This window comes from Streptacidiphilus sp. MAP12-16, from assembly GCF_041262165.1.
Classification (GTDB): domain Bacteria; phylum Actinomycetota; class Actinomycetes; order Streptomycetales; family Streptomycetaceae; genus Streptacidiphilus.
Window position 1 is genome coordinate 26,671 of the sequence record NZ_JBGCBY010000027.1, and the last position, 17,721, is coordinate 44,391.

18 protein-coding genes are annotated in these 17,721 nt (G+C 70.5%); 11 read left to right on the forward strand and 7 right to left on the reverse strand.

Annotated elements, in window-relative coordinates; genetic code table 11:
• The first annotated feature begins 4 nt into the window (after positions 1 to 4).
• The gene (locus tag ABIA33_RS29140) at positions 5 to 475 is read left to right on the forward strand and encodes a plastocyanin/azurin family copper-binding protein (RefSeq protein ID WP_370085649.1); all 471 of its coding nucleotides are present in this window, start codon (positions 5 to 7) and stop codon (positions 473 to 475) included.
• Positions 476 to 488: 13 nt separating this feature from the next.
• Positions 489 to 941, forward strand: coding sequence for a hypothetical protein (locus ABIA33_RS29145; RefSeq protein ID WP_370085650.1), 453 nt, complete (start codon positions 489 to 491; stop codon positions 939 to 941).
• A gap of 7 nt (positions 942 to 948) precedes the next feature.
• Here ABIA33_RS29145 and ABIA33_RS29150 read toward each other — a convergent pair whose 3' ends face one another.
• The 4 genes from ABIA33_RS29150 to ABIA33_RS29165 form a co-directional block, all read right to left on the reverse strand.
• Positions 949 to 1,989 carry an SGNH/GDSL hydrolase family protein gene (locus ABIA33_RS29150; protein ID WP_370085651.1) on the reverse strand — a complete coding sequence of 347 codons (1,041 nt, stop codon included), beginning with the start codon at positions 1,987 to 1,989 and terminating at the stop codon, positions 949 to 951.
• A gap of 64 nt (positions 1,990 to 2,053) precedes the next feature.
• Complete coding sequence (locus tag ABIA33_RS29155; RefSeq protein ID WP_370085652.1) at positions 2,054 to 3,625, reverse strand: MDR family MFS transporter; 1,572 nt, start codon at positions 3,623 to 3,625, stop codon at positions 2,054 to 2,056.
• A 45-nt stretch (positions 3,626 to 3,670) separates the two neighbouring features.
• Entirely contained in the window at positions 3,671 to 4,111 is a 441-nt protein-coding gene (locus ABIA33_RS29160) for a hypothetical protein (RefSeq protein WP_370085653.1), read from the reverse strand.
• A complete protein-coding gene (locus ABIA33_RS29165; RefSeq protein WP_370085654.1) occupies positions 4,108 to 4,869 on the reverse strand; it encodes a ferritin-like domain-containing protein in 762 nt (253 codons plus the stop codon). Before ABIA33_RS29165 ends, ABIA33_RS29160 begins: the two co-directional genes overlap by 4 nt.
• A gap of 486 nt (positions 4,870 to 5,355) precedes the next feature.
• Between ABIA33_RS29165 and ABIA33_RS29170 the strand changes: the two genes are divergently transcribed.
• The 6 genes from ABIA33_RS29170 to ABIA33_RS29195 all read left to right on the forward strand — a co-directional run bounded on the left by ABIA33_RS29170 (position 5,356) and on the right by ABIA33_RS29195 (position 11,578).
• Entirely contained in the window at positions 5,356 to 6,117 is a 762-nt protein-coding gene (locus ABIA33_RS29170; RefSeq protein WP_370085655.1) for a DeoR/GlpR family DNA-binding transcription regulator, read from the forward strand.
• 121 nt (positions 6,118 to 6,238) lie between these two features.
• Positions 6,239 to 7,609 (forward strand): sugar ABC transporter substrate-binding protein, encoded by a 1,371-nt coding sequence (locus ABIA33_RS29175; protein ID WP_370085656.1) that lies wholly within the window; start codon positions 6,239 to 6,241, stop codon positions 7,607 to 7,609.
• 80 nt (positions 7,610 to 7,689) lie between these two features.
• The gene (locus ABIA33_RS29180) at positions 7,690 to 8,655 is read left to right on the forward strand and encodes a carbohydrate ABC transporter permease (RefSeq protein WP_370085657.1); all 966 of its coding nucleotides are present in this window, start codon (positions 7,690 to 7,692) and stop codon (positions 8,653 to 8,655) included.
• 2 nt (positions 8,656 to 8,657) lie between these two features.
• Positions 8,658 to 9,536 carry a carbohydrate ABC transporter permease gene (locus ABIA33_RS29185; protein WP_370085732.1) on the forward strand — a complete coding sequence of 293 codons (879 nt, stop codon included), beginning with the start codon at positions 8,658 to 8,660 and terminating at the stop codon, positions 9,534 to 9,536.
• Complete coding sequence (locus ABIA33_RS29190; protein ID WP_370085658.1) at positions 9,533 to 10,522, forward strand: zinc-dependent alcohol dehydrogenase family protein; 990 nt, start codon at positions 9,533 to 9,535, stop codon at positions 10,520 to 10,522. The genes ABIA33_RS29185 and ABIA33_RS29190 overlap by 4 nt, the downstream gene beginning before the upstream one ends.
• A 48-nt stretch (positions 10,523 to 10,570) precedes the next feature.
• A complete protein-coding gene (locus ABIA33_RS29195) occupies positions 10,571 to 11,578 on the forward strand; it encodes a carbohydrate kinase (protein WP_370085659.1) in 1,008 nt (335 codons plus the stop codon).
• 89 nt (positions 11,579 to 11,667) lie between these two features.
• Here the strand turns inward: ABIA33_RS29195 and ABIA33_RS29200 are convergent, their stop codons facing one another.
• Entirely contained in the window at positions 11,668 to 12,657 is a 990-nt protein-coding gene (locus ABIA33_RS29200) for a helix-turn-helix transcriptional regulator (protein ID WP_370085660.1), read from the reverse strand.
• A 93-nt stretch (positions 12,658 to 12,750) separates the two neighbouring features.
• Between ABIA33_RS29200 and ABIA33_RS29205 the strand changes: the two genes are divergently transcribed.
• Complete coding sequence (locus ABIA33_RS29205; protein ID WP_370085661.1) at positions 12,751 to 13,149, forward strand: VOC family protein; 399 nt, start codon at positions 12,751 to 12,753, stop codon at positions 13,147 to 13,149.
• 226 nt (positions 13,150 to 13,375) lie between these two features.
• Positions 13,376 to 13,867, forward strand: coding sequence for a universal stress protein (locus ABIA33_RS29210; RefSeq protein ID WP_370085662.1), 492 nt, complete (start codon positions 13,376 to 13,378; stop codon positions 13,865 to 13,867).
• 191 nt (positions 13,868 to 14,058) lie between these two features.
• Here ABIA33_RS29210 and ABIA33_RS29215 read toward each other — a convergent pair whose 3' ends face one another.
• Together ABIA33_RS29215 and ABIA33_RS29220 are read right to left on the reverse strand one after the other, a co-directional pair.
• Positions 14,059 to 14,898 carry an SDR family NAD(P)-dependent oxidoreductase gene (locus ABIA33_RS29215; RefSeq protein WP_370085663.1) on the reverse strand — a complete coding sequence of 280 codons (840 nt, stop codon included), beginning with the start codon at positions 14,896 to 14,898 and terminating at the stop codon, positions 14,059 to 14,061.
• Between the two features lie 392 nt (positions 14,899 to 15,290).
• On the reverse strand, positions 15,291 to 15,707 hold the full coding sequence (locus tag ABIA33_RS29220) for a DUF3592 domain-containing protein (protein WP_370085664.1): 417 nt from the start codon (positions 15,705 to 15,707) through the stop codon (positions 15,291 to 15,293).
• A gap of 604 nt (positions 15,708 to 16,311) precedes the next feature.
• On the opposite strand from ABIA33_RS29220, the gene ABIA33_RS29225 reads away from it, so the two are divergent.
• Positions 16,312 to 17,679 carry a hypothetical protein gene (locus tag ABIA33_RS29225; protein ID WP_370085665.1) on the forward strand — a complete coding sequence of 456 codons (1,368 nt, stop codon included), beginning with the start codon at positions 16,312 to 16,314 and terminating at the stop codon, positions 17,677 to 17,679.
• The last annotated feature ends 42 nt before the right edge of the window (positions 17,680 to 17,721 follow it).

Sequence of the window (17,721 nt, forward strand, 5' to 3'; positions counted from 1 at the left end):
GTTGATGGACATGCGAACGACTCGGAGCGCGAGCGCCGCCGCCGGCGCACTGCTCGTGCTGGGCGCCCTGGCCGGGTGCTCCAGCAGCGGCGGCGGTACCGCGAGCAGTACCGCAGGCAGTGCTGCGAGCAGCGCCCCGAGCAGCGCGGCGAGCAGCGGTGCCTCCGCCACCGCGGCCGGCGGGGGCCAGGCCTCCGGCACGGTCGTGACCGTGAGCGAGACGGAGTTCGCCCTGCACCTCTCGCAGACCTCCTTCTCGCCGGGCACGTACACCTTCATGGCCGACGACCACGGGCAGGTCGCGCACGCGCTGGCCATCTCAGGGCCGGGGGTGCAGACCACGCAGACCAAGGTCCTCTCCCCGGGGGACACCGCGCAGCTGACCGTCACCCTGCAGGCCGGAAGCTACGAACTGTGGTGTCCGGTGGACGGCCACAAGGGCCTGGGCATGGACACCCACATCCAGGTCGGATGAGAGGGCCTCGCCCATGCCGACCCATTCCGCGGGAACAGCAACCCGGTCCGCCGTGCTCTGGCTGCTGCGACTGCTCACCGCCGCGGCACTGGCCATCGACGCCTACATCCACGCGGATCTCGCCCCCGGCTACGACCTGATCAGCGCGCGGATCAGCCAGGGCGACCTCTTTCGGATCGAGGCCGGTGCCGCCTCGCTGGCCGCTCTGCTGATCGTGGTGACGGCGGTCTGGCCGGTGTGGGCCTTCGCCGGTCTGGTCCTCGCCAGTGCTCTGGGGGCTCTGCTGCTGTACCGGTACGTCGACGTGGGCCAGCTCGGCCCGCTGCCGAACATGTACGAGCCCGTGTGGTTCCCCGAGAAGACCGCCGCCGCCTTCGCCGAGGCCGCAGGCGTGGTCACGGCGCTGGTCGGACTCCTGGTGGTGCTCCGCTCCAGGAGCCACCGCCGCCGGAAGCCACTGGTGTGACGCCGGCTCACTGCGCCGAGTAGCTCTCCGGGGTGGTGGATTCCCCTGCCAGCAAGTGCAGTTGGCTGCGGTGCTTGGACAGTGCCCAGCGACCGGTGGGTCCCGTTGCGATGCCGAGTGCCTCCGTTCCGGAGCCGTCCCCGTCCGACGGCTCAACCGGGTCGGGCTCGCCGGGGCCAGGCCGGCCCGGATCAGGAGCGCGCTGGGCGTCCTCGCGCCCGATCGCCGCGCGGCGTTCGTCCTGGGGCCAGACGCCGAGTGCCGCGCACATCGTCGGCAGCAGCGCCATCGCGGCCGTCTGGTAGCCGCGTGCCGAGGGGTGGTAGCGGTCCGAGGCGAACATCTCCCGCTTGTGCACGAACTCCGGTCCGAGCAGGTCGCCCAGGGCGACGCTGTGTCCGCCCGCCCGGACCACGGCGGTGGCCTGCGCAGCGGCGAGGCGGCGACTGGCCTGGCGGGCCAGCGCGCGCAGCGGTGGCCGCACGGGCTCGACGACGCCGAGGTCGGGGCAGGTGCCGACGACGACCTCGGCGCCGACGGCGCGCAGTCGGCGTACGGCGTCGCCGAGCATCCTCGCCGAGTCGGTCTGCCTGATCCGCTTGGCGATGTCGTTGACGCCGACCATGATCAGCGCGATGTCCGGAGTCGGCTCCGCCCGGAGCACCAGGTCGAGTTGCCGCTCCATGTCGTCGGAGGCGGCCCCGTTCGCCGCCGCGACCACGAGCCGGACCGGGCGTTCCGCGATCGAGGCGATGCCCGCGGCGAGCAGGGCCCCGGGCGTCTCGCGGCCCCGGTCCACGCCGAATCCGGCGGCGGTGGAGTCCCCGACGACCACCAGCGCCAGTGGTGGGGCGTCACCGTTGGCAAAGGCCATGCCGTAGAGGCCGTCCGCGCGCGGCGGTTCGCCCTTGAGGGCGTCGAGCTGGATCTCGGCGATCTTCGCCTCGGTGAGCAGCAGACCGGCGAGGCCCACGACGAGAAGACCTATCGCGCTTCCACCGTAGGCCGCGGCCGCGGCGATGCGTCGTGCTGTCGATTCACCTGACATAGCGTGCCTCCGAGTCTGCGTGTACAGCTCCTGGTGCCGACAACACTCTTCTTGTCTTTGACTTCTAGGGCGCTGGGACGATCTTCTCGACCGGCTCCGGGGCGGGCGCGGCACCGGAGCGCAGCGGCACCTCCCGGATCAGCCAGGTGAACAGGAAGGCCACGAACGCGAGGATGGCGCCGCCGAGCAGGACTCCGTGCAGGCCGTCGGTCACGGCGACCTGGAAGGCGTGGCGCACCCCGGCCGGCAGTTGCTTCACCACGGAGGGCGGCAGGTGCGCTCCGCCCGAGGCGAGAGCACGTCCGGAGGTGCCCAGGCTCGCCGTGAGGGAGCCTTCGAGTCGCTGGGTGTAGATGGAGCCGAGCAGGGCGATGCCCAGGGAGCCGCCGACGGTGCGGAACAGGGTGACCGAGCCGCTGGCGGCTCCCATGTTGCGCAGCGGGACGCTGTTCTGGGTGATCAGCATGGTGTTCTGCATCAGGAAGCCCATGCCCAGGCCGAGCACGGTGGTGAGCAGTGAGGCCATGGCGGTGCTGGTGTCGACGCTCAGCGTGAGCAGGACCAGCATGCCCGCCGTCATCACGGCACCTCCGACGATCATGAGGGTGCGGTAGTGGCCGGTGCGCGAGACGGCCTGGCCGGTGCCGATCATCACGCCGAGCATTCCGAACATCAGCGGGAGCAGCAGCAGCCCGCTGCTGGTCGGGGAGGCGCCCTGGACGTACTGCATGTACTGGGGAAGGAAGTTGATGGCACCGAACATGGCGGCGCCGAGCAGGAAGCTGAGCACCTGGGAGGTGGTGAAGTTGCGGTCCCGGAACATCGAGGGCGGCAGGATGGGCTCGGCGACCCGGCCCTGCGAGTAGACGAAGGCGACCAGGGCCACGGCGCCGCCTACCGCCAGCGAGATGATCACCGGCGAGGACCAGGGGTACTGCGTCCCGCCCCAGGCCGCGACCAGGGTCGCCGCCACCACGCCCGCGCCGAGCAGAGCGGCGCCGAGGTAGTCGATCCTGGCCTCGATCCGGCGGCGCGGCAGGCGCATCCACAGACCGGTCACCAGCAGCGCGGCGATGCCCAGCGGGATGTTGATGTAGAACGCCCAGCGCCAGCTGAGGTGTTCGGTGAGCAGTCCGCCGATCAGCGGGCCACCGACGAAGGCGACCGGCATCATCCCGCCGATCATCGCCTGGAACCGGCCGCGCTCACGCGGCGGCACCAGGTCGCCCAGGGTGGCCATCGCGCCGACCATGAGCCCACCGGCGCCCAGTCCTTGGAGCGCGCGGAAGGCGATGAGCTGGTCCATGTTCCGGGAGAGCCCGGTGAGCGCGGAGCCGATCAGGAAGACCACGATGGCGATCATGAACATCGCCTTGCGGCCGTGGAGGTCGCCGAGCTTGCCCCAGATCGGCGTGGTGACGGCCGCGCCCAGCGCGTAGGCGGTGATGACCCAGGAGAGGTGGGCGAGCCCGCCCAGGTCGCCGACGATGGTGGGCAGAGCGGTGCTCACGATCAGATTGTCGAGCATCGCCAGGAGCATGCCGAGCATCAGCCCGATCACGGCCACGTAGACCGATCGGCCGAGGACGGGTGCGTCCTCCGTCGCCTGCGGGGGTAGAGAATCAGTGTCGGCCATCGGCCTCTCCCATCTTACCTGCCGCCCGGCTAGTATAGATCCAGATCAGATGTTAGGCCCGCCCGCGATCGACCGTCCAGAACGCATCGACCAGGCGTCGGCCAGGAGGCCGAGGCCGATGCCGAACATCCAGACGTCCTTGCTGATGGCGACGCCCTGCGGGGTCGGCCAGACGCTTCCGGGTTTGCGGAGTTGGGGTGTACGGGCGTACATGCCCAGCAGCGCGCCGGAGAAGCCGGCCAGCGCGGCGCCGGCGACCGCGGTGGGAACGACGGGCGTGAGCAGCGCACTGCCGACGGCGATCTCACCGGCGGCCAGCAGGCGGAGGAAGTGGCGAGAGGACAGCCTGCCGAGCACCGGGTAGGCGCCGACGGCCAGGGCGTGGATCGCGTCGGCGGTGCCTTCGTCGCCGTGCCACTTGTCGAGCCCGGAGTGCAGGACGAACGCGCCGGTGGCGGCGCGTGGCGGGAGTTCGCGCAGGTTCATGCCGGGTCGCCCAGCGGGTTGCGGAGGGAGGGCATCTCCAGGGTCGTCATCCGGCGCCATCCGCCGAGCCGCTCGTAGAGGTACACCGCGTGGATGCCGAGGGCCAGAACCGCGGCCTTCGGTCTGGGCCAGCGCAGGAGGTGGCCCATGTGCGCCATGACGGCGAGGCTGACGTCGCGATAGGTCCGGATCTCCGCCCGGGCCGTTCGTCGCAGGACGGCGAGGATCTCCGGGCCGTGGCCGAGTGCCGCCAGGCGCAGCAGCTCCTCGTGGCAGTAGGCCAGGTGGTTGTCCTCGTCGGCGGAGATCATCCGGACCGCGCGGCCGACCTCGGGGTGGTCGCCGAAGGTCCTGGTCAGCAGCCGCATCTGCTCGGCCGCGCGCTGCTCGGTGACCCGGCTGTGGGCGAGGTAGACGATCACGTCGTAGGGCGTCAGCGGTTCGTTCCGGCGCAGCCGGCTGTGGGCGAGGCCGATGCCCTGCTGCTCCAGCAGCATGGTGTAGTCGGTCTCGTCCGGTACGTCGACGGGTTCCAGTCCGCGCTTGTGCAGCAGCGCTGTGAAGATGCGGCCGTGCTTGTCCTCGTCGGCGCCGTGCCGGGCGATCTTCGGGGCGAGTTCCCGGTCCGCCACCAAGCCGGCGATACGACCGTTCTCCCAGCCGCCCTGACCCTCGCCTTTCGCGGCGATGCTGCAGAAGAGGCGGAACGAGTCGTCGTTGTCGTGAATCTCCTGGAACAGGCTCCGGGCGGAAAGCACCGAGCACCGCCTCTCCTGGTCGCCGAGTGGTGACGATGTCGAAAATCCAGTCAAGTGCCGCTTGCTGACGTGCTGCAACCGGAGGAGTCCCATCCCTCCCCGTACGGACGAATGCGATGCCGGCCGCCGGGCGGTTTTGTGGGATATCGTGCGGATCCGTCGGCAGTGGAGGTGGGGCGGGGCCCTGCGCCGTTCGCACCGTTTGGCCCGGATCTGCGTTCGATGACCTGCGCCGGTGCCCGGGTCCCACAGGAAACGGGCGCACTTGGGCCGTTTGCGGGCACCTGTCTCGGCCCGGATGCCCGGACGAGTGTCCCAGGGCGGCTCACCGTCCGGATTCGATCCGGGCGAATTCGGGCGAACCATTGCCCGGAACGGGGCGACGTGGGGCCTCACCGCAGCGGTATAAATCTCTCGCGGGCACATTCGGGCCCCAGATGTCCGAACGGGCGCGGATGAACGAGCGCGGAACAGCGGGAGCGGCAGATGCGGGCAGAAGAGCGGCAGCACCGGATCCTCGCTCTGGCGCGCCATGAGGGGCGCGTGGAGGTCGCCATCGCTGCCGCCGACTTCGGGGTCGCGCCGGAGACCGTCCGGCGGGACCTGAGTGAACTGGAGCGCAGGGGGCTGGTCCGCCGTACCCACGGTGGGGCCTATCCCGTCGAGAGCGCGGGCTTCGAGACCAATCTGGCCCAGCGCGTCACGCTCCACGTCGAGAACAAGCGTCGGATCGCGGCGGAGGCGGTCAAGCTCCTCGGCGGGGCGGAAACCGTGTTCGTGGACGAGGGCTACACCCCGCAGCTCCTCGCCGCGCTGCTGCCGACCGACCGGCCGCTGACGATCGTGACGGCCTCGCTGTCGACGGCCGCGGCGATCGCCGACTCGGCCAACACCACCGTCCTGCTCCTCGGCGGCCGGGTCCGCGCGCGGACCCTGGCGACCGTGGGCTCCTGGGCTTGCGCGATGCTCGCGGGCTTCGTCATCGACCTGGCGTTCCTGGGATCCAACGGGATCTCCCGGGAGTTCGGCCTCACCACGCCCGACCCGGTCGTGGCCGACGTCAAGGCCAAGGCACTCGAGGTCTCCCGCCGACGGATCTTCATGGGGGACCACAGCAAGTTCGGGGCGAGCAGCTTCTGCCGGTTCGCGGAGGTCTCCGACTTCGAGGCGATCGTGACCGACATCGGACTCTCCAGCTCGGAAGCGCACCGCTACACACTGTTGGGCCCTCAGGTCATCCGGGTCTGACCTGACCGCGCATCAAGATCACGACGATGGAGGGCTCCTGGCCAGAGATATCTCTGGCATGAGCATGATTAGCACTCCCGTCCGGTCCCACTCGACCGGATCACCCACGAAGGGATCCACCATGACGACAAGATCGAGCATCCTGCGTCGCACCGTTCCTATGGGAGCCGTGGTCCTCTGCGGCGCGCTGCTCGCGGCCTGCGCGGGGGCCGGCGGGGCGGGCGGGGCCGGCGGCGCCCAGGCCCACTCCATCAACGTGCTGATGGTCAACAACCCGCAGATGGCGGATCTGCAGAAGCTCACCGCGGACAACTTCACCAAGTCCACCGGCATCAAGGTCAACTTCACCGTCCTGCCCGAGAACGACGTCCGGGACAAGATCAGCCAGGACTTCTCCAGCCAGGCCGGCCAGTACGACGTGGCCACCATCAGCAACTACGAGACGCCGATCTTCGCGAAGAACGGCTGGCTGTCCTCGCTGAGCTCGGACGCGCAGTCGGACACCTCCTTCGGCCAGAGCGACATCCTGCCCTCCATCCAGCAGTCGCTGACCTACAACAACCAGATCTACGCCGAGCCCTTCTACGGCGAGTCGTCCTTCCTGATGTACCGCAAGGACGTCTTCGCGGCCAAGAACCTGACCATGCCCGCCAACCCGACCTGGACCCAGGTCGCCGACCTCGCGGCCAAGGCCGACGGCGCCCAGCCCGGCATGAAGGGCATCTGCCTGCGCGGACAGCCGGGTTGGGGCGAGGTGATAGCCCCGCTGACCACGGTGGTGAACACCATGGGCGGCACCTGGTTCGACAAGAACTGGACCGCCCAGGTCGACAGCCCGGCGTTCACCAAGGCGACCAACTTCTACGTCAACCTGGTGCGCGCGCACGGCGAGGCCGGAGCACCGCAGGCCGGCTTCACCGAGTGCCTCAACAACATGGAGCAGGGCAAGGTCGCCATGTGGTACGACGCCACCTCCGCCGCCGGATCGCTGGACGGCACCGGATCGCCCGTCGCCGGCAAGATCGGCTACGTGCCCGCCCCCGTCGACCAGACCAAGAGCTCGGGCTGGCTCTACACCTGGGCCTGGGGCCTGCAGAAGGCCAGCAAGCACCAGTCCGACGCCTGGAAGTTCATCTCCTGGGCGTCCAGCGCACAGTACGAGAACCTGGTCGGCAGCACGCTGGGCTGGTCCAAGGTCCCGGCCGGCAAGCGCACCTCGACCTACGCCAACCCGCAGTACCTCGCCGGAGCCTCGGCCTTCGCCGCGGCCACCAAGACCGCGATCACCGACGCCGACCCGCTCAACCCCGGCGTGCAGCCCAGGCCCGCCCCCGGGATCCAGTTCGTCGGCATCCCCGAGTTCGAGGACCTCGGCACCCAGGTCTCGCAGCAGATAAGCTCCGCCATCGCCGGCCAGACCAGCGTCGCAGACGCCCTGAAGAGCAGTCAGGCCCTCGCCGCGACGGTCGCTGCCAAGCACGCGGGCCAGTGACCTCACCCCTCCATCCGCCGCCCCACTCCCGACCCGCTCCGCCGGGTCGGGAGGCCACCCGCGCGAAGCGGAGAGACACCATGACCGTCCCCTTGACCGCACGACGACCACGACTGCTGCGACAGGGCCTGCGGGAGACCTCCCGCTCGGCCGGCAAGCCGCGCGGAGCCTGGGCCCGGCGGGCCCCGCTGCTGCCGGCTCTGGTCTTCCTGATCGTGGTCACCCAGCTGCCCTTCGTCGGCACCCTGGCCATCTCGTTCATGCGCTGGAACGCGCTCGACCCGGGCCACCGCGGCTTCGGCGGCCTGGCCAACTACCGGGCCGCGATCAGCGATCCGACCCTGCGCTCGTCCATCCTGACCACCGTCGTGCTGACCGTCGCGGTGGTGCTGGTGAGCCTGCTGTTCGGACTTGGCCTGGCCCTGCTGCTGGACCGGCGGTTCCGCGGCCGCGGGATCGTCCGCACCATGCTGATCACTCCGTTCCTGGTCGTGCCGGTGGCCTCCGCGCTGCTGTGGAAGCACGCCCTGTACAACGCCTCCTACGGGCTCATCGACGGCACGCTGACCTGGGTCTGGAGCCTGTTCGGCAGCGCCCACGCGCCCCAGCCCGACTGGCTGTCCACGCTTCCGCTGATGTCGGTCGAGGCGTCGCTGGTCTGGCAGTGGACGCCGTTCATGATGCTGATCCTGCTCGCGGGACTGCAGAGCCGACCGTTGGACGTGGTCGAGGCCGCGCGGGTGGACGGGGCGAGCACCTGGCAGGTGTTCCGCTACCTCACCTTCCCGCACCTGCGCCGCTACCTGGAGTTGGCGGCCCTGCTCGGCAGCATCTACGTGGTGCAGAACTTCGACGCGGTCTTCACCCTGACCTCCGGCGGCCTGGGCACGGCCAACCTCCCCTACACCGTCTACGAGACCTTCTACCAGGCCCACGACTACGGCCAGGCCTCCGCCGAGGGCGTCATCGTGGTCATCTGCTCCATCCTCATCGCCACCTTCGCGCTGCGAACCGTGTCGTCCCTGTTCCGAGAGGAGGCGCTGTGACGATCACGGCAACCACCGCCCCGTCCCCGCCCGAGCACACCCGCCGCCGACCGGGCGTGGTGCGGCACAAGGGCAGCATCTGGGGCCTGCTGGCTTGGATCTGCGGCCTGGTCTTCTTCCTCCCGTTCGCGTGGATGCTGCTCACTTCGCTGCACAGCGAGTCGGCCGCGGCGACCAACCCGCCGAGCATCGGCGCCGGGCTGACGCTCCAGGGCTACCGGGACTTCTTCGGCGCGGACACCGGCGTCAGCCCCTGGCCGCCGCTGATCAACTCGCTGACCGCGAGCGTCGCCTCCACGCTGCTGGTACTGGCCCTGGCTATCCCCGCCGCCTACGCCCTGTCCATCAAGCCGGTGCGCAAGTGGACCGACGTGATGTTCTTCTTCCTGTCCACCAAGATGCTGCCGGCCGTGGCCGGGCTGCTGCCCGTCTACCTGATCGCCCAGTACGCCGGCATGCTCGACAGCATCTGGCTGCTGGTCATCCTCTACACCTCGATGAACCTGCCGATCGCGGTGTGGATGATGCGGTCGTTCCTCGCCGAGGTCCCCAAGGAGATCCTGGAAGCGGCCTCCATCGACGGCGCGGGACTGCTGACCACGCTCTACCGGATCGTGGCCCCGGTGGCCGCTCCCGGAATCGCGGCCACCGCGCTGATCTCCTTCATCTTCAGCTGGAACGAACTCCTCTTCGCCCGGGTGCTGACCGGCGTCGTGGCCGGCACCGCGCCGGTCTTCCTCACCGGTTTCGTCACCAGCCAGGGCCTGTTCCTGGCCAAGGTGTGCGCCGCCGCAGTCTGTGTCTCGCTCCCGGTCCTCATCGCCGGATTCGCCGCCCAGGACAAGCTCGTCCAGGGTCTCTCCCTTGGAGCAGTCAAGTGAAAGCAGCCGTCATCAGCGCTCCCGGAGTCGTGGGGATCGAGACCGTCGACGACCCGACGCCCGGCCCGCGGGACGTGGTGGTCCAGGTTTCCGCCTGCGGCCTGTGCGGCACCGATCTGCACATCCTGCAGGGCGAGTTCGCGCCCACCCTGCCGATCGTGCCGGGCCACGAGTTCGCCGGCGAGGTCGTCGCGGTGGGCGCGCAGGTGCGCGAGCTGTCGCCGGGCGACCGGGTGGCGGTCGACCCCTCGCTGTACTGCCACGAGTGCCACTACTGCCGTCTGGGTCGGGGCAACCTCTGCGAACGCTGGGCGGCGATCGGGGTCACCGTCCCCGGTGGGGCGGCCGAGTTCGCCGTAGCGCCGGCCGCCAACTGCGTCAAACTGCCCGACCACGTCCGCACCGAGGACGCGGCCCTGATCGAACCCCTCTCCTGCGCGGTGCGCGGCTACGACGTCCTACGCAGCCAACTCGCCACCAGCGTCCTGATCTACGGCTCCGGCACCATGGGCCTGATGATGATGGAGCTCGCCAAGCGCACCGGGGCGGCCACCGTCGACATCGTCGACATCAACCCCGACCGGCTGGCGACAGCACGCTCGCTGGGCTGCAGCAACGCCGCCACCTCCGCCGACGAGATCGAGCAGGCACGCGGCTGGGACGTCGTCATCGACGCCACCGGCAACGAGAAGGCGATTCAGGACGCCATCGGCCGGGTGGGCAAGGGCGGGACGTACCTGCAGTTCGGCGTGGCGGACTACGCGGCGCGGGCGACCATCGAGCCCTACCGGATCTACAACCAGGAGATCACCATCACCGGCTCGATGGCGGTCCTGCACAGCTACGAGCGCGCGGCGCAGCTCTTCGCCGGGGGCGTCCTCGACCCGCAGGTCTTCATCAGCGACCGGCTGCCGCTGGTCGACTACGCTGCGGCGCTGCAGCAGTTCCAGCAGGGCAAGGGCCGAAAGATCCTCGTCGTCCCCTGACCGGCCCTTTCCTCTGACGGAGTCACACCTCTCCCGGAGTCACACCACATGCCGACACCTGAAGCCCCGACGCTCGTCATCGGCGAGGCACTCACCGACATCCTGGCCGGCCCGTCCGGGCCCCGCCGCTGTCGTCCCGGCGGGAGCCCGGCGAACGTGGCTCTGGGCTTGGCCCGGCTCGACCATCCGGTGCAACTGGCGACCCGGGTCGGCCGCGACGGCTTGGGCCAGGAGCTGCAGTCCCACCTCCGCGGCAGCGGCGTGCTGCTGACGGAAGGGTCGGTGGTCGACGCCCCGACGTCCAGCGCCACCGCCTGTCTGGACCGCCGCGGCGTGGCGACGTACGACTTCGACATCTCCTGGGACCTGCCGCCCGCTGTGGTGGAGGTGGCCCGCAGCGGTGCGACCGGCCACCTCCACACCGGGTCGATCGCGGCGACCCTCGCTCCCGGCGCCGACCAGGTGCTCGCGGCCGTCGACGCCGCACGCGGCAGGTCGACGGTCTCCTACGACCCGAACCTTCGCCCCGCGCTGCTCGGATCCCCCGACGAGGAGCGTCCCCGCATCGAGCATCTCGTCTCCGCCAGCGATGTGGTGAAGGCCAGTCAGGAGGACCTCGAGTGGCTCTACCCCGACCGGGACATCCGCAGGATGGCCTTCCGCTGGGCCCGGAGCGGACCCTCGCTGGTGGTGCTCACCCTCGGCGCCGGCGGTGCGCAGGCGTGGTGGCGGCAGGGCCGGTACGACCTGCCGGCGATGCCCGTCGAGGTCAACGACACCGTGGGAGCCGGTGACGCCTTCATGGCGGGACTGATCAGCGGGCTGCTCCGGGCCGGGATGCTGGGCGGGGGCGCCCGGAGGTCGGACGGGCCCCGCGCGCGAACGAGACTGCGGGCCGCGACTGCCACGGCCAACCCGCGCCCGGAACTCGTCCGGGCGTTGTTCCTCGCCAGCCACGCCGCCGCCCTCACCTGCACCCGCGAGGGCGCCGACCCACCGACCCGGAGCGAGGTCTCGGACTGGGTCGCCGGTCAGTCCTCGGCGCCGGCCCTGTGACGGGAACGGACCACGTCAGGTCGTGGGCCGGCCGGCCCAGCCGGCGGCCGCGCCTGATTGCTGTGCGCCTGAGGACGCCGTCTCAGTTGTCAGGCTTGGCGGGCGCAGGTCGCGAGGCGGTCCGCGAGCGCGATGACGAGGTCGCGCAGCTCGTCGGGGCGCTCGATGACGAACGGCCGGTCGAGGGAGGCGAGCAGCGGAGGCAGCCAGTCGAGCCGTTCCGCCCGTAGTTCGACGAGCAGCCAGCGCTCGGTCGCGGGATCCGCGCCTGCCGCAGTCGCGGGCTCCTGCACGCTCGCGACGCTGGCGGGAAAACGGGCGCGGATCTGCTCGACCGTCCCGTGGATCCGCAAGGTCACCTCGTGCCGGTACGCCGCCGTGGCGAACCCTTCCAGGACACGCTGCGCCGGGTCCAGTCCGGCGAGTGCCTCGAACGACCCGGGCAGGGTCCTCGCGTCTGTGATGCGGTCGAGTCGGAAGGTCCGGTCCTCGCTGATCTCGGGGTCCGTGCCGGTGACGTACCACCGGCCCGAATGGGCGACAACCCCGTACGGGTGCAGCGTGCGTTGGCTGCGCCGACCGTCTCGGTCGGTGTACCTGATCGAGACCGGTCGGCGGTGACGTACCGCATCGGCGATGGTGAGCAGGACCCCGGCGTCAGGGGTGGCGAACTCGCCCGGCGGTTCCGTGAAGGCGAGGGATTCCAGGACCGTGGCGAGCCGGCGGGCGAGGCGCTCGGGCAGCACCCGCCGGATTTTGGCCGCTGCCGTCTCGCTCGCGGTGGCTGTCGTCGTCATCAACCCCGCTCGGCGGCCGGCGACCAGGCCGAGCAGCACGGCGAGTGCCTCGTCGTCGCTGAACATGAGTGGAGGCATGCGGTAGCCGGGGGCGAGGCGGTAGCCGCCGTAGCGGCCGCGGACCGCCTCGACGGGCACGTCGAGGTCGATCAGCTGGTCCACATACCGCCGCACGGTGCGTCCGTCGACGCCGAGCCGGTCGGCGAGTTCGGCCATCGTCCGGGTGCCGCCCGACTGCAGCAGCTCCAGGAGGGTGAGCACACGGCCGGTGGGTCGAGACATGTTCCGAGCCTAACGCGAATACTGGACCGATTCTGTCCACTATCTGTTCTAGCGTGCGAAGGGCAACGACTCCACGAATCTAGGGAGAACACCATGGACTTCGTCTCGATCCGGGTCATCACCGGCGACGTCGCACGACTCGTCGAGTTCTACGAGAAGGCCACCGGGGTGCCAGCGACCTGGTCCACCGAGGACTTCGCCGAACTCAAGACCCCCAGCGCCACCCTCGCCATCGCCAGCACCCGCACCGTCCCGCTGTTCGCGCCGGGCTCCTCCCACCCGGCCGACAACCACAGCGTGATCATTGAGTTCGTCGTCGACGACGTGGACCGCGTGCACGAGAACCTGACCGGCTTCGTCACTGACTTCGTCAAAGAGCCCACCACAATGCCCTGGGGCAACCGGTCGCTGCTGTTCCGCGACCCAGACGGCAACCTCGTCAACTTCTTCACCCCGGTCACCCCGGCGGCGATCGAGAAGTTCGCCCGTTGATACCAGGCGCAGTCGCCGGCACGGGAGCTCTGGGATCCCAGGGCTCCCCATGAATGCGTCTACCGGGGGCCCTGGCTGTCAAACATGCGTCAAGGAGTGCCGTTGCGGCGTACCCGCTGCGTCAATGATCGCTTCCAGGGGTCCCGGCAGGGGATCCAATCAGGGGGAGAACCCCCGGATCCGAGCGGTCGGCTGGAGCCTGACCAGTGGAAGGAAGCGAACTGCCATGATCGACGGCGCCAGAGTCATCGTCGGAGTCGACGGGTCGTACAGCAGCCTCGCGGTCGTGCACCGCGCGGTGCAGGAGGCCCGCAAGCGCGACGCACTGCTCGTCCCTGTGATCGCCTGGATGGCGTCGGACGGCGACAGCCTGCGCCCGCTCTCGGAGTTGGAGTACGCCGCACGTCAGCGCCTGGACACCGCCTTCGAGCTGACCTTCGACGGCTACCCGGAGGGCGTCCGGATCCAGCCGAGGGTGCTGCGGGCCGAGCCGGGGCGCGCTCTGGTGACCACGGCAGACCAACCGGACGACCTGCTGATCGTCGGCAGCGGCCGTCACGCGAGGCTGCAGCACGTCGTGCACGGGACGGTCGCCAGGTACTGCTGGGCCCATGCCGCGTGCGAGGTGCTCATCGTGCCGCCCGCCGAACTTCCGGAGCGCCCGCAGCCCATCGGCGCCGGCGGGCACTGCCACGCCGGGATCGGCTATCTGAACTGACCCGCTTACGGAGATGCCCGGACCGGAGGTTCTCCGGTCCGGGCATCTCGCGCCTGTCGTCGATCGTCAGTCAGGCACCGGGGCGCCCGCCGTGGTTGCCGTTCTTCTTGCGGCGGTCGTGCTTCTTCCGGGCGCGCTTGGACATGGATTCCTCTTCGTGATGTGGCGGTGGAAGGCGGTGTGACGCACAGTCAGGCCGTCTGGGGCACACGCTGGACGAGCCGCTCGCTGAGCTTGAGCAGGCGGTCGACCGAGCGCTTCTCGGCGACCTGGGCGCCGGGGGCGCTCGGGGTCAGCTGGTCGTAGTACGCGCCGTTGACCACCCGGGTCGCGGGCGAGCACAGCGTGACGACGGTCTCGGCGATCTCCGCCGCGGGGCGTCCGGAGGTCCCGTACAGGGGGCGGATCGCGGTCTCGGCAACGCCTGGGTGCACGGTGATCGCGGTGTGCCCTTCCGGGAGCCAGCGGGCGAGCTCGGTGATGAACGTGGTCAGCGCCAGCTTGGACTGCCCGTAGGCGGAGATGCGGGAGTAGCGCTTGGCGCGGGTGAGGTCGGTCCAGTCGATGTTGGCGGTCCGGTGCAGGCTGGAGCTCAGGGCCACGATGCGGCTGTCGGCGCTACGGGCGAGGGGCCGCTCCAGCAGCCGGGTCAGCAGGTACGGGGCGAGGTAGTTGACCTGGAAGCAGAGCTCGTTGCCCTCGCCGGTCAGGGTGCGGCGCTCGGGTGCGATGACGCCGGCGTTGAGCACCAGCAGGTCCAGCTTCTCGTGCTGATTGGCGAGCCGCTCGGCCAACTCGCGTACCTGGTCCAGGTGCGCGAAGTCGGCCACGGCCAGCTCCAGGCCCACGGCCGGCGCTCCGGCCGCGACCAGGCGTTCGACCGCCTTGGCGGAGCTCTCCATGCTGGGGCCGTGCACGATCACTCGGGCGCCGCCCATGGCCAGGCGCAGCGCGGTCTGGTAGCCGATTCCCTCGGTGGCACCGGTGACCAGTGCGGTGCGGTTGGCGAAGGGCAGGTCGTCGGAAGTCACGATGAGTCCATTCGGTACAGGGATCCGGGCACGTCGGTGCATGGCCGGATCCGGAGGTGGAAACCAGGAGGGCACGCCCGGCAACCGCATCAGCGGCGTCGGACGTGCGGTGAAGGGGCGCGGGTCAGCGCATGGTTGCGGGGAGGCGAGGACGAGCGGACCTCGGATGAGGCGGCTGGTCCTCGTGGCGCAGGCCGGAGTGCTCCGGCGGGGCCGGGCAGCACGGCGCCGTCACGGCGCGCTCGGTGCTGCTGACGTCAAGGCCCATGAGAGCCATCCCAGCGCCTGGCGCCGTCCGGAGGCAAGACCGACGCGCGCTTCCTGGCGCGGCCCATACGCCTGCGGCCCGATCCTTGGCGCGTCCTTAGCCAGCCGTTCGAAGACGGCGACGTTCAGGCCCCGGCGACGAAAAGGGTCAGCGCGGTCAGCACCACGCAGGCTCCGAGGCCGAGGAAGGCGTACTCGATGCCGCGTCGTTCGCGGCCGTGGACCAGCACACACCGGGGATCGGCGGGGTCGTAGGTCACCTGCACGTGCTGCTCGTCGACCAGCGGACCGGAGCGGGTGGAGCGGACCGGCGAGAAGACCTCCATCACCAGGCCCTGCTCCGTGGCGAACTGCAGCAGCGGCGCGGAGCGGCCGGTCTGGTCCCCAGGCTGAACCGGGCGCTGCTTGACCAGGGCCCAGGTCTCGATCCCGACCTGGCGCAGGCGGCGGGTCTCGGCCAGCCCGGCAGCCCCGGCCAGGTAGGCGACAGCGCCGCCGACGGCCAGGAACAGGACAGGCACCGCGACTGCGACGAGGCCCATCTCATTCTCTCCCTTCGGCTTCCCGGCGAAGGGGTTGCCTGCATCCAGTGTGCGCGGCAGCAGCGGTGTCGCGCGAGGCTCCGGACTCGTCGTGGCACTTTGGCCGTCTCCAGCCCGCCAAGGATGCGTCAAGATCCACCCCCGCCGCGTCAGGACGGCGTCAGGGCCCATTCTGGGGCGCGGACCCGTCCTGCAGAGTGTCCGTCGGGGGGCCGCACGGGCCACCTGGGATGCGCAGTGGTGGGCAGGCGGTGGGGTACTGCAGCCCACCACACGGCATGACCGTCGGCGTAGCACTGCTTCCCGATCGCAGTTCCGGTTCGTGGGGGACCGGACGGCACGGGCCCATCCGTGACAGGACGGCCCGCGGAAAGGGCAGTGCGGGAAGATGTCGACGGTCGGCGAGCGTAGACCAGGTGTGGCCGGGGCGGATCTCCTGGACCCGGAGGAGGGGCCAGGAGGGTCACGTCCGCGCGGCGGGCAGGGCAGTGGGGGACCTTCTTCTGGGGGAGGTGCCCGGCGCCCGCCGCGCGGCTCCGGCCGACTCGGCTTCGCTGCGGATCGGCTGCCTCGATGGCTGCGACCCAGGGACGTCCCCTCGCGGTTGAGGCTCTTCACCGTCGGGTGCCTGCTGGTCACGACGGTCCTGGGGGCTGTTGTCCTCAACACCGCTCTGCAGGCAAGGAGCACCTGGTCCACGGTGACCGCCCAGCAGGCACCGCAGGTCGTCGACGCCACCGGCCTCTACCAGTCGCTGACCGACCTGGACGCGCAGACCGCCAACCTGCTGATGTTCGGCGACAACCCGCAACTGACCGGCCAGCGTTCCACTGCCCTGTCCCAGTACGCCGCCGACCGCACCAGCGCGGACCGCGACCTGCAGCACGCCACCCTGGCTGCCGCAGGCGATGTGACGGTGCAGCAGGCCCTTGCTGCCGTGCTGGACGGCATGGGCAGCTACCAGGACCTGGCCGCGCGGGCCATGGAACTCAACGACCGGTCCCACGCGGGTGCCGGGCACCCTGATCCGACCGCGCTGGCGCTGTACCGGCAGGCCACCGACCTGATGCGGACCACGCTGCTGCCCGCCGCGGACCGCCTGGTGCAGGCCAACAACGACGCCTTCAACCGCACCTACGCCGGCGAGCGCTCCGCCCTGGGCACGGCCGAGTGGTGGGCGGCTCTGCTCGGCGCGGCCCTGCTGCTGTCCCTGCTAGGCCTGCAGCTCTGGCTGGCGCGCCGGTTCCGCAGGATCATCAACCCTCCGCTGGCGGCGGCGACGCTGCTCGCAATCGTCCTGGTGGCGATGGCCGGAACGCTCATGCCGGACGAACGCGAGCACTTGCGGGTGGCGCGACGCGACGCCTTCGACTCGGTGGTCGCCCTCACCCGCGCCCGGGCCGTGGCCTACGACGCCAACGCGGACGAGAGCCGCTACCTGCTCGACCACGACCGCGCCCCGCAGTACCAGGACGCCTTCGAGGCCGCCTCGGTGCGCATCGCCTCCCTGCCCGGGGTCACCATCAGTACCTACGACGCCGAGCTGGCCTCCGCCGTGACGGCCTACCAGGCCGACCACAAGGACGTGCGCTTCGGCGGCTTCTACGGCGACGAGTTCCGCAACATCACCTTCACCGGTGAACGGGCCGCAGCCGAGCAGACCCTGACGGCGTACCAGGCCTACCAGCGCGACGACCGCAGCATCCGCGCCCTGGTCGAGCAGGGACGGTTGCAGGACGCCATCGCCTACGGCACCAGCCTGGCCCCGGGCGGCTCCAACGCCGACTTCGCCGCCCACGACGCAGCCCTGCAGAAGCTCATCACCATCAACTCCGACGCCTACACCGCCGCCGCCCACGACGGCACCACCGAACTCGACCTCCGCACCCCGGCAATGGCCGGCTGCGCCGCGCTCGTCCTGCTCCTCTGCCTGCTCGGCGTCCGCCCCCGACTCACCGAGTTCCGCCGCTGATCGACCCGGCGACGAGCCCGCACCCGCACCTACCCCCGATCC

What these genes read in the sequence shown, in the direction of transcription:
- ABIA33_RS29200 (WP_370085660.1), bottom strand. Translation starts at nt 12,657, where the DNA reads ATGTCTCGACCCACCGGCCGTGTGCTCACCCTCCTGGAGCTGCTGCAG.
- ABIA33_RS29150 (WP_370085651.1), bottom strand. Translation starts at nt 1,989, where the DNA reads ATGTCAGGTGAATCGACAGCACGACGCATCGCCGCGGCCGCGGCCTAC.
- ABIA33_RS29160 (WP_370085653.1), bottom strand. Translation starts at nt 4,111, where the DNA reads ATGAACCTGCGCGAACTCCCGCCACGCGCCGCCACCGGCGCGTTCGTC.
- ABIA33_RS29170 (WP_370085655.1), top strand. Translation starts at nt 5,356, where the DNA reads ATGCGGGCAGAAGAGCGGCAGCACCGGATCCTCGCTCTGGCGCGCCAT.
- ABIA33_RS29195 (WP_370085659.1), top strand. Translation starts at nt 10,571, where the DNA reads ATGCCGACACCTGAAGCCCCGACGCTCGTCATCGGCGAGGCACTCACC.
- ABIA33_RS29220 (WP_370085664.1), bottom strand. Translation starts at nt 15,707, where the DNA reads ATGGGCCTCGTCGCAGTCGCGGTGCCTGTCCTGTTCCTGGCCGTCGGC.
- ABIA33_RS29180 (WP_370085657.1), top strand. Translation starts at nt 7,690, where the DNA reads ATGACCGTCCCCTTGACCGCACGACGACCACGACTGCTGCGACAGGGC.
- ABIA33_RS29145 (WP_370085650.1), top strand. Translation starts at nt 489, where the DNA reads ATGCCGACCCATTCCGCGGGAACAGCAACCCGGTCCGCCGTGCTCTGG.
- ABIA33_RS29210 (WP_370085662.1), top strand. Translation starts at nt 13,376, where the DNA reads ATGATCGACGGCGCCAGAGTCATCGTCGGAGTCGACGGGTCGTACAGC.
- ABIA33_RS29155 (WP_370085652.1), bottom strand. Translation starts at nt 3,625, where the DNA reads ATGGCCGACACTGATTCTCTACCCCCGCAGGCGACGGAGGACGCACCC.
- ABIA33_RS29205 (WP_370085661.1), top strand. Translation starts at nt 12,751, where the DNA reads ATGGACTTCGTCTCGATCCGGGTCATCACCGGCGACGTCGCACGACTC.
- ABIA33_RS29140 (WP_370085649.1), top strand. Translation starts at nt 5, where the DNA reads ATGGACATGCGAACGACTCGGAGCGCGAGCGCCGCCGCCGGCGCACTG.
- ABIA33_RS29175 (WP_370085656.1), top strand. Translation starts at nt 6,239, where the DNA reads ATGACGACAAGATCGAGCATCCTGCGTCGCACCGTTCCTATGGGAGCC.